The sequence below is a fragment of the Thioalkalivibrio sulfidiphilus genome (assembly GCF_000377945.1).
Classification (GTDB): Bacteria; Pseudomonadota; Gammaproteobacteria; order Ectothiorhodospirales; family Ectothiorhodospiraceae; genus Thioalkalivibrio_A; species Thioalkalivibrio_A sulfidiphilus_A.
On the sequence record NZ_KB898946.1, the window covers coordinates 30,468 to 42,696 of the forward strand.

Genomic DNA, 12,229 nt, shown 5'->3' on the forward strand with positions numbered 1-12,229 from the left:
GTCAGAGACGGATTTTCTCTACAACTTAGAGATATTCTCTCTGACCCTGTTTCTCCTAATGATCCAAGGAGCCCGGCGTGAGCATCGAATCCCTGAACAAGCGCTTTTCCAATCCCCATGTACGTTTCCGCCAGCACGAGGCGCTGGTGATGGTGGACCTGGAGAACGATCACGGGCAGGCAAGCCTGACCACCTTCGGCGCCACGCTCCTGAGCTACCGTCCCCGGGGCGGCGAGGACCTGCTTTGGGTCAGCGAGACCGCGCTGTATGACGGGAAGAAGCCGGTGCGGGGCGGGGTGCCGGTGTGCTGGCCGTGGTTCGGGGCCTACGATCCCGCTGCCCTGGGCGCGGATCCCAGCGATGCGCACAAGAAGGGCCACGGCGTTGCGCGTTATGCGCTCTGGGACGTGGAGTCCGTTGAGACGGTGGGTGATGCCACGCAGGTGGTTTTCGTGCTCAGGCCCGATGACGAGATCCGCAAGGCCTGGCCGCTGGATTTCGTTCTGCGACTGAAGGTGAGCCTCGGTCAGTCACTGGAGATGACGCTCGTGGGCGAGAACCTGAGCGATCGTGACTGGCAGGTCTCCGAGGCCTTCCATACTTATTTCAGCGTGGCGGACGCCGAGGGCCTGGTGGTGCGTGGTCTGGACGGCGCGCCCCGTGTGGACAAGCTCTCCGGTGGCGCCCGGGGTGTTCAGGCCGGTGAGGTGCGCATGAGCACGCCCATGGAGCAGGTGTTCCTGGGTCATGGTGGCCCCCTGGTGATCGAGGACCGGGGCAACGGGCGCGAGATCGTGATCGAACGGGAAAACAGCGCGAGCAGCGTGCTATGGAATCCCGGTCCCGAGGGCGTCAAGGCCTTTGCCGACATGCCCGATGACCAGTACCGCAAGACCGTGTGCGTGGAAGTGGCCAATGCCCTGGAGGATGCCTATGCCCTGAAGGCCGGGGCGAGCCATTCCATGCGCATGCGTCTTTCGGTAGGGGATTAACCCGCATATTTCACCGGTCGGACACCGGCGGACGCGTAACAGACTGAAACGCAGGTGGAATACACTGAAATGATCGGCGAACTCAGCATGACAGTCTGTTTCCGCCGGTGTCCTATCGCGGTTCAGGCTCGTCTTCGCGCCCGTAGGCTTGCTCTTCACTCAACCCATAGCTATTGCTATGGGTTTCGCTCCAGAGCAGCGCCTACAGACACGAATCCTTCGCCTGCTCCCGCGATCCCGGTGAAATATGCGGGTTAAGGACATCCGTCATCCCTGCCGGGACCGTTGGAAAGGGTGGCAGATCGATTTTTGCAGCGCGACAATGACCTTGTCACCTCTTTCAGGGGAAGAGCCTGTCATGGAAAATCGGGACGATGAATCTGCGGGCGTCAACACGCCGGAGTCCGCTGCGCTCACTGGCTTGGCGAACTTGTTCAAGCTGGGTTTTGTCATGCTCGTGCTTGTCCTGCTGTGGATACTGGCTGTCGTGGTCGCCATCTATTACAGCTACGTCTCACTGGACGGCAGCTTCCAGCAGGGCCTTGCAACCACCGCCCTGGCTGCATTGATGCTCGCTGTCGCGGTGCCTGTCCTGTTCACAGTGGTCCTTCGCAGGCCGCTCTGGCATTCCATCGCCGTCGCGATCTTGGCCGCGGGCATTTTGTGGCTGGCCGCACTTGTACCTGGCGCGTTGAGAGACGTCTTGCTGAGCCTGGGTGTCGGGGTTTGGTTCGTTCTGGCAATCGACTACTACATCGTCTATCGAATCAAAGCCTGGAAGAAGCGAATGGAGAGTGAAGCGGGGGAAGCGTCTAAAAATATTCAGCTCGTTCTTTGAGTGAATATGGATCTGTCACGACTTGCTGATCTTCCTCCGTTTGACTGACGCGTTTCACGCGCCCCGCCGGGCCAGCACTTCCTCGAGCGGCGGCACCACCTGTTTCTTTCGCGACAGACAGCCGGGCAGATGTACGGTGCCCTGGCTGATCGGGCCAAAGGCCTGTTCGGCCACATCGAGACGATCACCCACGACCCACAGGTCACTGGCCTGGGCGTCGATGTCAGTGACCATGAGTATGACCAGCGCCAGTCCCCGTGCCTCGAGCACCTCGCGCATCTCGGTGAGGATGTCCTGCTTGCGGTGCGCCAGCGCGTCCGCCCCCATGACCTCCACCTGACCGATCCCCAGGCGCAGCTCGCCCATGTGGAATTCCTTGAAGTCGCTGCCCAGGATCGCCGCCGCGCTGAGACCGGCGGTGGCCTGCGTGCGGATCTGCCGCAGACGCCGGTCGAACTCCTCGAGGTCCAGGCCCGCCAGCGGCGCCAGCCGGGCTGCGACGTCGCGATCCTTGTCGCTGGTCGTGGGTGAGCGGAAGCCGACCGTATCGGACAGGATGGCGGCGATCATCAGCCCCGCCATGGCGGGGCTGGGCGTGAGGCCGCTGGAGAAGTAGCGCTCGGCGACCAGCGTGGCGGTGGCCCCCACGGGCTCGCAGTGGATCAGGATGGGTTCCGGCGTGCGCAGATCGCCCATGCGGTGGTGTTCCAGGATCTCGTGCACCCTGGCCTGCTCGATGTTCGGCAGGGCCTGGCCGATTTCACTGTGGTCGACCAGGATGAGGTCGAGTCCGGTGGCGTCGCTGAGCAGTTCCGGCTCCGGCAGGTGGAAGTGCTCGAGCACGAATCGGGACTCCGCGTTCAGTTCTCCGGCGCGCGCGGGGCGCACATGCGAATCGCCCTGCAGGTTCTTGAACTGCGCATAGGCGATCGCCGCGCCGATGCTGTCGGTGTCCGGATTGCGGTGTCCGATGACGTAGATGGGCTTGGTCACGGCCGGTCAGGGTTTCCAGTCGGGGGTGGTGCCGGTGTCGGTGGACCTTATTAAAACAAAGCTTAGAGGGGCGGAAGGATTTTTTGATCATTGGGGCCGGTCATCACTGAGATTCCCACAGTCGCCCAGGCCCGTGACTGAGCTACTGTTTTCCTCCTCATGTCCCGCCGATGCGCTCGATCGCCACGTGGCGCCCTGTCCGCCGGGGGTGGACACGAGTCTCATGTTGCGGTGCAATATATCCTGGTACCGCATGCATGGAGGTACATGCCCATGACACATGGCGAAGCGCAGAAGACCGTCGACCTCGCCCTGCAGGGCGGCGGCGCCCATGGTGCGCTGACCTGGGGGGTGCTGGATCGGCTGCTGGAGGATGCGCGTATCCGCATCGCCACCGTGAGCGGCACCAGCGCCGGGGCCATGAACGCGGTGGTCATGGCGGACGGCCTCGATCGCGGCGGACGGGACGGGGCACGCAAGGCGCTCGAGTCCTTCTGGAAGGCGGTGAGCGACGCGGCGTTGCTGTCGCCCATTCAGCGCAGTCTGTGGGACCGGATGACCAGCAACTACAGCCTGGATCAATCCCCCGGCTACCTGTTCTTCGAACATCTGACCCGCCAGTTCTCCCCCTACGAACTGAACCCGATGAACATCAATCCCCTGCGTGACCTGGTGGGTGCGACGGTGGATTTCGAACGCGTCAATCATTGCGCGGATCTGAAGGTCTTCGTGACCGCCACCAACGTGCGCACGGGGCGCGGCCGGACTTTCACGCAGCCGCAGCTCTCCGTGGACACGGTCATGGCCTCCGCCTGTCTGCCGTTCCTGTTCCAGGCCGTGGAGATCGACGGGGAGGCCTACTGGGACGGCGGTTATATCGGTAACCCGGCGCTCTATCCGCTGGTGGAGGACACCGCCACCCGGGATCTGATCGTGGTCCAGATCAACCCGCTGGTGCGCGAGAGGCTGCCGCGCACGGCCCGCGAGATCATCAACCGCATCAACGAGATCACCTTCAACTCGAGCCTCATCAAGGAACTGCGTTCGATTGAGCTCCTGCACCAGCTCATCGAGGCCGAGAAGCTCGAATCCGAACGCTACCGCGATATCTTCGTGCACCTGATCCATGCCCACGAGGAACTCAAGGACCTGGATGCCTCGAGCAAGATGAATGCCGAGTGGGCCTACCTAGTCCATCTGAAGGAGCGCGGGCGCGCCTGGGCGGACCGCTTCCTGACGCGCCACTTCGATGATCTCGGCGTGCGTTCGAGCTTCGACCTCAAGAGCCTGTTCACCGACAGTTTCCGGCCGCCGCAGATCCCCGAATCCGGAACCACGCAAGGGAAGGGGAGGTAACCGCCATGCTCGGGATCGTGGTCATCCTCGTCACCCTGGGCCTGCTGATCTATCTCGCCTATCGCGGGATCAGTCTACTGATCCTGGCGCCCGCACTGGCCACCTTTGCGGTGGTGGCCAGCCTCGAGGGCCGGGTGCTGGCGAGCTATACGCAGATCTTCATGGGCAGCACGGCCGACTTTATCGCCCTCTACTTTCCGGTGTTCCTGCTCGGTGCCGTGTTCGGGAAACTCATGGAGGACTCGGGCAGCGCGGAGGTGCTGGCCAACGCGATCATCGAACGGCTCGGCAGCAGCCGCGCCATCCTGGCCGTGGTGCTCTCCTGCGCGGTGATGACCTACGGCGGTGTGTCACTGTTCGTGGTGGCCTTCGCCGTTTACCCCATCGCCGCGGCCCTGTTCAGGCAGGCGGACATCCCCAAACGTCTGATACCGGCCACCATCGCCCTGGGCGCGTTCACCTTCACCATGACCGCGCTGCCGGGCACTCCGGCGATACAGAACGCCATCCCGATGCCTTACTTCGGCACCTCGCCCTTCGCCGCCCCGGGCCTCGGCGTCATCACCGCTGCGGTCATGTTCACGCTCGGCATGCTGTGGCTCCAGTACCGCGCCCGGAGACTCGCCGCCGAGGGCTATGGGGACCATGCGGATGCGGACTTCACACCGGACAAGGAACTGCGTGAGCGGGCCGCCGGCGAAGGCTTCGACCTGATGGAGCTGCCGGTGGACAAGCGCCCCGTCGGGCCGCCACCGGTCCTGATCGCCGTGTTGCCGCTGGTGCTGGTGATCGGCATCAATCTGGTGTTCACGTTCCTCGTGATCCCGCGCATGGACACCGATTACCTTGCCCTGCCCATCTACGGAGAGACCAGTATCGAGCAGGTGCGCGGCATCTGGTCGGTGATCGCCGCACTGGTACTGTCGCTGCTCGTGCTTATTGCCACCAACTGGCGGCGTCTGGGCGGGCTCAAGCAGTCCATCGACAACGGCGCCAACGCCTCCCTGCTGCCCATCTTCAACACGGCGAGCCTGGTGGGTTTCGGTGCGGTGATCGCCTCGCTGGGCGCCTTCCTGCTGATCCGCGACGCCGTGGTGGGCATCGGTGGCGACAATCCGCTGATTTCGCTGGCCATCGCCGTCAACGTGCTCGCCGGCATGACCGGTTCGGCCTCGGGCGGCATGAGCATCGCGTTGTCGACGCTCGGCGACACCTACCTGGAGATGGCCCGCGTGCACGGTATCAACCCTGAACTGATGCACCGGGTGACGGCGGTGGCCACCGGCGGCCTGGATACCCTTCCCCACAACGGTGCGGTCATCACCCTGCTGGCCATTACCCGCCTGACCCATCGGCAGGCGTACTTCGATCTCGCCATGACTGCCATGCTCGTCCCGTTCATCTCGCTGGTAGTGCTGATCACCCTGGGTACGTTGTTCGGCAGCTTCTGAATCGCCCACGGCGCGGCGCATGGCCCAGCATTGGGCGGAGTACAAAGAGGACTGAAGATTTAACGGCCATAACGGCCCATGCCGGGGTCGCACCACGGTAATCATCTGATATTTTTGAAGAAGGTCAGGAAAATCGCGTGCAGTTAGCCCTTAGAGGCTTCATTTCCACCCTAAATGGTCGTTCCAAGGAGGGAAACCATGCCCGGAGCCCATCGTCACTTCCTGCCGGGCCATGTTTGGCACATTACCGTTTCATTTTCATAAAACCGCATAAGCCGGGTCAGAGAGATGTTCGCCAGGACATAGAGACTTATGAGTGCGCTGACCCTGTTTCTCTAACGAGGGTTGATGTGCTCGATCAATGCGCATAATGTATGCGCATTAAGATATGAGGTGAACGATGGAACACCCTGGCGGCTATGACTCAAACGCGCCCAGGAAGGCGACGAATTTGAGTGTCAATTCAGACCTTCTGGCCCGCGCGCGGGCGCTGAACATCAACCTTTCGCGGGTGTTCGAGCAGCGTCTCGCGGAGGTCGTTCGTGAAGCCGAGCGTGAGCGGTGGGTGAGGGAGAACACGGCCGCCATCGAGGATTACAACGCGCGCGTTGCGGAAGAAGGCAGTTTCGGCGACAAGCTGCGGCGGTTCTGACGGCCTGATGTCCCAGTTTGACGTTCACCGCAACCCGCATCCGCAAACCCGGGGCTGGGCTCCCTATCTCCTGCTACTGCAAAACGACCTGCTGGGGGGCTGCGCACGGCGGTCGTTGCCCCCCTCGTGCTGGAGGCGCAGTTCGGTCGCCCGGCCAGGACCCTGAACCCCGTATTCGAGATCGAAGGTGTGCGTGTCGTGATGTCCACGGCGGAGCTGGCGGGCATCTCGCGGCAACAACTGGGCGAGCATGTGCTCAGTCTTCGTGCCAGGCGCGACGAGATCCTTGCCGCTGTCGATCTGCTGTTTACAGGGATATGAAAAAGGAACTGAAAAAGGGTCGGTGACAAATGAGAACCATTTGTCATCACCCCATGCTTCTTGACTCATGCGCTGATCAGCGTGGCTGACCACCCTTTTGCCTCACCGAGCCGGCACCGCCCAGGAGCCAGCCGCGGCCGGCGTCGGGGTGCTGTTCGAACTGACGGCTGGAACCGGCGACCCAGATGAAGGCGGCCATGAGCAAGGGCAGGGTGATGTCGTACCAGAGCGGTTCACGCAGGCCGAGCACCAGCTGATACCAGGGAAGCTGGCCGGGCAGGGCCAGGGCGGCGGGCGCCAGCCACTGGTGGTAGCCGGCATCGAGCAGGCCGAAGCCCAGCACCAGGGCGATCACACCGAACACGGCACCGATGGAGTCGGACACCCGGTGCGCGACCCAGCCGCCGATGCTGGCGGCGGTGAGGCTGACGATCAGGGCGATGCCGATCCAGGCGGTGTTGAACTGCAGGGTGCCGGCCACCAGGGCGTGTTCGGGACCCAGGGCCAGGAACAGGGGGACAAGGAACAACAGGCTGATGCCTGTGACGGCGGCCAGACCGGCCGCAATACCCAACAGCAAGCGCATCGAAGCATTCTCCGCTACACGGCCACGGGTCGAACTCGCACACCTCGCGATACGGGATTGGCGTAGGATTAGAAAGGGATTTCGGGTTTTGGTTCCTGGCTCGCTGCCCCGGAATCAGGCCAGGCGGGCTGGCAAGGGGCGTCAGGCTCCCGCCGGGCCCGAAGCGGTCAGGCTGCACATTCACAGACAGGTGACCCCATGTTCGGCTTCACAGAAGAGCAGATCGCGCGGTTCGGCATGACCTGGGGCCTGGGTCTGTTCATCGGCTTCATGCTGTTCATCATCTGGGACCTGGCGCGCAAGTCGAAGGCCGGCCGGCTGGGCACCTTCGTGCTGTTCTTCGTCCTGGCCTTCGGCATGCTGGGGTTCGGCATCAAGCAGTTGATCGAGTGGCTGCTGGATGTCTAACCTGCCTGGAGCCCCGGCCAGTCGGGGCCAGTATGGGTAGAATCCCTGGTTGACGCGCGCGGATGCCGGCCACTGAGTTATGATGGATCGGTTATGTGCAAACAAAACAACGGGTTGCGATGCGCCCGGCGGCTTGAGGTTTTGCAATGGCCCAGGTTTTCGATCTGTTGATCGTCGGCGGCGGTGTCACCGGCTCGGCGCTGCTGTACGTCGCGAGCCGCTACACCGATATCAAGCACATCGGCATGCTGGAGAAGTATGCCGCGCCGGCGCGGGTCAATTCCCTGCACAGCAACAACAGCCAGACCCTGCACTGCGGCGACATCGAGACCAACTACAGCCTTAAGAAGGCCCTCAAGGTGCAGCGCGCGGCGCGCATGGTGGAGAACTACGCCGTCGCCCAGCCGGACATCGACCACCTGATCTTCCGCTATCCCAAGATGGTGCTGGGGGTGGGCGAACGGGAGTGCCAGCAGCTGCGCAAGCGATTCGAGACCCTTTCGCCCCACTACCCGAAGCTGCGCCTGCTGGAGGCGAAGGACGTCGCCCGCATGGAACCGGCGGTGGCCTACAGCAAGGGCAGCCCGCGCGCCGACGAGATCGTCGCCCTGGGCTCCGAGAACGAATACACCGCGGTCAACTACGAGGCCCTGGCCCGCTCCTTCGTGCGCCAGGCCCAGCGGGTGACGGACAAGCAGGTGTCGGTGGAGTACAACCAGCGCGTGCGTCACATCCGTCGCAAGGGGGAGGTGTTCGTGGTGGAGACCGGCGACACCAGCTTTCAGGCGCGCAGCATCGTGGTCTGCGCCGGCGGGCACAGCCTCAAGCTCGCCCACGACCTGGGCTATGGCCATCACTTCTCGGTGCTGCCGGTGGCGGGCAGCTACTACTTCACCCCCCAGGTGCTGCGCGGCAAGGTCTACACGGTGCAGAACGACAAGCTGCCGTTCGCCGCCATCCACGGCGATCCGGACGTGATGGTGCCGGGCAAGACCCGCTGGGGGCCCACCGCCCTGGTGCTGCCGGTGCTGGAGCGCTACAACTGGGAGACGGTGAAGGACTTCATGCGGGTGTTCAACTTCGACCGCAAGGTCTGGGACGTGCTCTACGACCTGCTCAAGGTGCCGGACATCCGCAACTACATGCTCAAGAACTTCCTGTTCGAGGTGCCGGTGCTGCGCCGCGACCTGTTCCTGCGCGACGTGCGCAAGATCGTCCCGGACATCAAGTTCCGGGATCTGAAGTTCGCCCGCCACGTGGGGGGCATCCGCCCGCAGCTGATCGACAAGGAGAACCGGCGCCTGATGATGGGCGAGGCGAAGATCGACACCGGGCTCGGCGCGATCTTCAACATGACGCCCTCACCGGGCGCCACCTGCTGCCTGGAGAACGCCGAGGTGGACATGCGCGCCGTGGCGCAGTTCCTGGGCGCGACGGTGGACGAGGAGCGCTTCGCCCGCGAGCTGCTGCGGGGCGACAGCCGGCACGCCGCGTCCGATCTGCCGACGCACCTGATCAGCGGCGAGGACGCCAGCTGATCGCACAGCCCATGGTCCGAGTGAGCCCGCGCATGAACAACCCCTTCCATCTCGCCTTCCTGGTCCACGACCTGGCCGCCGCCCGCGCCTTCTACGGCGGCATCCTGGGCTGCCCCGAGGGGCGCAGCGCAGAGACCTGGGTGGACTTCGATCTCTACGGCCACCAGATCGTGGCGCACCTGGCCGAGGGCCTGTCCCGTCCCGCCGTGGAAAACGAGGTGGATGCCCACCAGGTGCCGGTGCCTCACTTCGGGGTGATCCTGACCATGGCCCAGTGGCAGGCACTGGCCGAGCGGCTGCGCCAGGCCGGGGTGAAGTTCGTCATCGAGCCCTACGTGCGCTTCAGGGGCGAACCCGGCGAGCAGGCGACGATGTTCGTGCTCGACCCCAGCGGCAACGCCCTGGAGTTCAAGGCCTTCGCCGACTTCGGCCAGATCTTTGCCAAGTAAGGAGGCTGCGCCGTCCGCGGTCACTGATTGACGCGCGCCGTCCAGCTGAGCAGATGACCGGGCTTGATCTCGGTCTGCAGGTGCCGGAGCACGGCCTCGATCTTCTCCGGGGTGTCGAAGAATTCCACCACCACCGGCAGGTCCGGCTCCAGGCGAACAGGGCCTTCGCGACGGATCACGCCGTCCTCGCCGAAACCGGAGATCCCCCGGAACACGGTCAGACCTCGCAGTTTCTCCCAGTCGCGCAGGCGCCGCATCAGGCTGTCCAGCTGCGCCTCGCCCTCGCTGAGATAGAGTCGTACCACGGTCACTTCAATCGTGTGCATGGGTCTGCCCCTGGCGCGGTGCGCCTCAGTTCCGACCTGGCAAGACGGATTCGGCGCCTGCCTCGGAAACATGTTGCCTCAGCAGACCCTGTCGGGCAAAGGTGAGTATGGTTTAGCCCGGCGGGATCTCTGCGCTGCGAAACGCGTTGGCCACCGCCTGCATGACGTCACGCTGCAGCCCCGACTCCGGTTCGCTGGCCTGCTTGTCGCAGGCCGGGCAGCGGTACAGGGGCACGATCACTTCCACCGCCACCGGGTCTCCTTCCGGCACTGCTAGGTGCGCGCGGCCGTTGCGCCGGTCTTCGGCCACCGCAGACAGTTCCTTGCCGCAGGCAGGACAGTGCAGGCGCTTGCGGAACAGGCCCTTCTGAACGGCGGGCGTGACGCCATCCAGGGCCTCGGATTCCACCAGGTGGCGGATGAATTCAAGCGGGAAGTCCGGCGTGGGAAAGCGCCGGTGGCCATTGGTGCAGTCCAGGACGGGCAGGCCTTCGATGGTGACGTGGATGCCGCTGTTCTCGCCCTCGACGCGGTCCAGTCGCAGTACCGAGACATCGGCACTGCACTGACGACAGACGTGTGCAGTCATGATGATTCCTCCGGTTGGATGGTGCGTGTGTCCTCCTCTGGTCATCCCTGGGGGAATAAAGCCCGGCACCTTGCCTGGCTGGCCGGACAGCGGGGTGTGGGTACAATTCAAAAGTATAGAAGCTGCGGCGGGTCACTGCCGCGGATCTCCCCGGCAGGCGCGGCGCCGTACCGGCTGCTGCCACGGCTGCTGCGCCTGCTCGGCGGTCGCTGAAATAATGCATGCGGGTGATTTGGGTGGATGTGCGGGCCGCTGTTGCTCGCAGCAAATGGGCGTATATTCAGGCCTGTGAAACACCGACATCGCAAACGCCTTCAGCGCTTCCTGCGCGACGTGGTGATCCACACGCCGTTCGTGTGGATGGTGCTGCTGCTCGTGGGGCTGTGGCTGCTGTTCGCTGCGGGCATGCTGCTGGCCGAACGCGCTGCGGGCGGATCACCCATCGATGGCTACGGCACGGCGCTTTACTGGGGCGTGGCGGCCTTCTCCACCGCCGGCATCGCGGACACCCCCGTGACGGGCGCGGCGCGTTTCATTGGCGCGCTCTGGATCGTGCTGGGCTCGGTGCTGTTCTTCGGCACCATCGTGGCCACGGTCACGGCCTACTTCATGCGTCCGCTGCAGCGCCCCGCGAAGCAGATCATCGACACCATTGAGTACAACCTGGAAAGGCTGGACGACCTGTCCGTCGAGGAACTGGAATTGCTCAAGGAGACCACCGACGGACTCATCGAGCACATGGAACAGATCAAGGCCAGGCAGGCCGATGCCAGTCGCGGCCCTAAGACCCACAAGGCGGGGTGATCTCAATGAGCGGCCGGCGCGTCGTCTATGTCACCGGCGGTGCCCAGGGCATCGGCAAGGGCATCGCTGCCCATCTGCTCGGAGAAGGCTATGCGGCCAGCAAGGGCGGGCTGGTGGCCCTGACCCATGCCCTGGCCATGAGCCTGGGGCCGGAGATACGGGTCAATGCCGTCAGCCCGGGCTGGATCGACGTCGGCCACCCGAGGGTTTTTCAACAGCCTGCTAGTCGCAGAACCGCGCGACGTTTTGCCTGGCCTGCTGGATCTGCGTGCTGCGTGTCGCGTCGTCCAGGTAGACGCGCTCGCCTCTCTCGTCCACGTGAAATACCGGGCGGGGCGTCTCCAGGATCCTGAGTTCGCTGCGGGCCTGCTGGCAGTAGCTGCGGCGCTGTGCCTGCTGGCGATCCTGCTGCTGTTGCTCGCGACGTTCCGCCTCCTGCACCTGTCGCTGGATCAGTTCCCGCTGTTCGCGCGCCTCGCGCTGTCTCTCCCGTTCCTCCCGGGCGCGCTCCAGCTGTTCCTGGCTGGGCCCCGGTGCCATGCGGACCTCGGTGGAATTGCAGCGCGGCGGTGCACAGTCGCCGAAGTGGACCTGGCCCTGCTCGTCCACCCAGCGGTAGACCTGCGCACCGGCCGGGGCGGCCAGGGTCAAGGCGAGGGCTAGGAGCCTGGGCGGTAGAAGTTTTCGGTCGAGCATAAATCGATGCTGATCTGCGGGGGCCGGGTGGCGCCGGGACTGTTATCCAGCCACAGTGACCGGCATGCAGGGTCACCCGGCGTCACAGTGGGCCGCCGGCCCCGCACTGGCGGGGTGTCGGTTATGCCGGGCGCCATCCCAAGCGCTGCATCCGTCGCAGGTTGAGCGCCAGACACACCAGATTCCATTCACCCGTGACCGCTTCAAGCCCCCGGACACTGAAGCGGCGA

The 12,229-nt window shown here is 64.2% G+C and carries 15 protein-coding genes and 1 pseudogene; 11 read left to right on the forward strand and 5 right to left on the reverse strand.

The window, feature by feature from the left end; genetic code table 11:
* Positions 1–77: 77 nt before the first annotated feature.
* Positions 78–992, forward strand: a complete 915-nt coding sequence (locus D580_RS0111040; RefSeq protein WP_018954445.1) for a D-hexose-6-phosphate mutarotase — start codon at positions 78–80, stop codon at positions 990–992.
* A 358-nt stretch (positions 993–1,350) separates the two neighbouring features.
* The gene (locus D580_RS0111045; protein ID WP_018954446.1) at positions 1,351–1,830 is read left to right on the forward strand and encodes a hypothetical protein; all 480 of its coding nucleotides are present in this window, start codon (positions 1,351–1,353) and stop codon (positions 1,828–1,830) included.
* Positions 1,831–1,884: 54 nt separating this feature from the next.
* Here D580_RS0111045 and D580_RS0111050 read toward each other — a convergent pair whose 3' ends face one another.
* Positions 1,885–2,823: a manganese-dependent inorganic pyrophosphatase gene (locus D580_RS0111050; protein WP_018954447.1), complete on the reverse strand. Its 939-nt coding sequence runs from the start codon at positions 2,821–2,823 to the stop codon at positions 1,885–1,887.
* A 273-nt stretch (positions 2,824–3,096) separates the two neighbouring features.
* On the opposite strand from D580_RS0111050, the gene D580_RS0111055 reads away from it, so the two are divergent.
* The 4 genes from D580_RS0111055 (at position 3,097) to D580_RS16865 (ending at position 6,603) form a co-directional block, all read left to right on the forward strand.
* A complete protein-coding gene (locus D580_RS0111055) occupies positions 3,097–4,179 on the forward strand; it encodes a patatin-like phospholipase family protein (protein WP_018954448.1) in 1,083 nt (360 codons plus the stop codon).
* A 5-nt stretch (positions 4,180–4,184) separates the two neighbouring features.
* Positions 4,185–5,630, forward strand: coding sequence for a GntP family permease (locus D580_RS0111060; RefSeq protein ID WP_018954449.1), 1,446 nt, complete (start codon positions 4,185–4,187; stop codon positions 5,628–5,630).
* Between the two features lie 400 nt (positions 5,631–6,030).
* Entirely contained in the window at positions 6,031–6,282 is a 252-nt protein-coding gene (locus D580_RS0111065; RefSeq protein WP_018954450.1) for a type II toxin-antitoxin system CcdA family antitoxin, read from the forward strand.
* Between the two features lie 126 nt (positions 6,283–6,408).
* A complete protein-coding gene (locus D580_RS16865; RefSeq protein ID WP_018954451.1) occupies positions 6,409–6,603 on the forward strand; it encodes a CcdB family protein in 195 nt (64 codons plus the stop codon).
* 76 nt (positions 6,604–6,679) lie between these two features.
* Here D580_RS16865 and D580_RS0111075 read toward each other — a convergent pair whose 3' ends face one another.
* The gene (locus D580_RS0111075) at positions 6,680–7,189 is read right to left on the reverse strand and encodes a hypothetical protein (RefSeq protein ID WP_018954452.1); all 510 of its coding nucleotides are present in this window, start codon (positions 7,187–7,189) and stop codon (positions 6,680–6,682) included.
* Between the two features lie 198 nt (positions 7,190–7,387).
* Here D580_RS0111075 and D580_RS0111080 point away from each other — a divergent pair, with 198 nt between their 5' ends.
* The 3 genes from D580_RS0111080 (at position 7,388) to D580_RS0111090 (ending at position 9,584) form a co-directional block, all read left to right on the forward strand.
* Positions 7,388–7,597: a DUF2788 domain-containing protein gene (locus D580_RS0111080; RefSeq protein ID WP_012639154.1), complete on the forward strand. Its 210-nt coding sequence runs from the start codon at positions 7,388–7,390 to the stop codon at positions 7,595–7,597.
* Between the two features lie 146 nt (positions 7,598–7,743).
* Positions 7,744–9,135: an FAD-dependent oxidoreductase gene (locus D580_RS0111085; protein ID WP_018954453.1), complete on the forward strand. Its 1,392-nt coding sequence runs from the start codon at positions 7,744–7,746 to the stop codon at positions 9,133–9,135.
* Between the two features lie 32 nt (positions 9,136–9,167).
* Positions 9,168–9,584: a VOC family protein gene (locus D580_RS0111090; RefSeq protein ID WP_018954454.1), complete on the forward strand. Its 417-nt coding sequence runs from the start codon at positions 9,168–9,170 to the stop codon at positions 9,582–9,584.
* Between the two features lie 20 nt (positions 9,585–9,604).
* Here the strand turns inward: D580_RS0111090 and D580_RS0111095 are convergent, their stop codons facing one another.
* On the reverse strand, positions 9,605–9,910 hold the full coding sequence (locus D580_RS0111095; RefSeq protein ID WP_018954455.1) for a DUF190 domain-containing protein: 306 nt from the start codon (positions 9,908–9,910) through the stop codon (positions 9,605–9,607).
* A gap of 112 nt (positions 9,911–10,022) precedes the next feature.
* Entirely contained in the window at positions 10,023–10,499 is a 477-nt protein-coding gene (locus D580_RS0111100; RefSeq protein WP_018954456.1) for an IS66 family transposase zinc-finger binding domain-containing protein, read from the reverse strand.
* 288 nt (positions 10,500–10,787) lie between these two features.
* On the opposite strand from D580_RS0111100, the gene D580_RS0111105 reads away from it, so the two are divergent.
* Together D580_RS0111105 and D580_RS16870 are read left to right on the forward strand one after the other, a co-directional pair.
* A complete protein-coding gene (locus D580_RS0111105) occupies positions 10,788–11,303 on the forward strand; it encodes a potassium channel family protein (RefSeq protein WP_018954457.1) in 516 nt (171 codons plus the stop codon).
* Positions 11,304–11,386: 83 nt separating this feature from the next.
* Positions 11,387–11,506 (forward strand): annotated as a pseudogene (locus D580_RS16870) (SDR family oxidoreductase); the annotation flags it as partial.
* 19 nt (positions 11,507–11,525) lie between these two features.
* Here the strand turns inward: D580_RS16870 and D580_RS0111115 are convergent.
* Positions 11,526–11,954, reverse strand: a complete 429-nt coding sequence (locus tag D580_RS0111115; protein WP_018954459.1) for a DUF4124 domain-containing protein — start codon at positions 11,952–11,954, stop codon at positions 11,526–11,528.
* Positions 11,955–12,229: the final 275 nt, after the last annotated feature.

Bases quoted from the DNA above. Each gene is read 5' to 3' on its own strand.
- D580_RS0111100 (WP_018954456.1), bottom strand. From the start codon at position 10,499: ATGACTGCACACGTCTGTCGTCAGTGCAGTGCCGATGTCTCGGTACTG.
- D580_RS0111065 (WP_018954450.1), top strand. From the start codon at position 6,031: ATGGAACACCCTGGCGGCTATGACTCAAACGCGCCCAGGAAGGCGACG.
- D580_RS0111095 (WP_018954455.1), bottom strand. From the start codon at position 9,910: ATGCACACGATTGAAGTGACCGTGGTACGACTCTATCTCAGCGAGGGC.
- D580_RS0111075 (WP_018954452.1), bottom strand. From the start codon at position 7,189: ATGCGCTTGCTGTTGGGTATTGCGGCCGGTCTGGCCGCCGTCACAGGC.
- D580_RS0111080 (WP_012639154.1), top strand. From the start codon at position 7,388: ATGTTCGGCTTCACAGAAGAGCAGATCGCGCGGTTCGGCATGACCTGG.
- D580_RS0111085 (WP_018954453.1), top strand. From the start codon at position 7,744: ATGGCCCAGGTTTTCGATCTGTTGATCGTCGGCGGCGGTGTCACCGGC.
- D580_RS0111045 (WP_018954446.1), top strand. From the start codon at position 1,351: ATGGAAAATCGGGACGATGAATCTGCGGGCGTCAACACGCCGGAGTCC.
- D580_RS0111060 (WP_018954449.1), top strand. From the start codon at position 4,185: ATGCTCGGGATCGTGGTCATCCTCGTCACCCTGGGCCTGCTGATCTAT.
- D580_RS0111055 (WP_018954448.1), top strand. From the start codon at position 3,097: ATGACACATGGCGAAGCGCAGAAGACCGTCGACCTCGCCCTGCAGGGC.
- D580_RS0111090 (WP_018954454.1), top strand. From the start codon at position 9,168: ATGAACAACCCCTTCCATCTCGCCTTCCTGGTCCACGACCTGGCCGCC.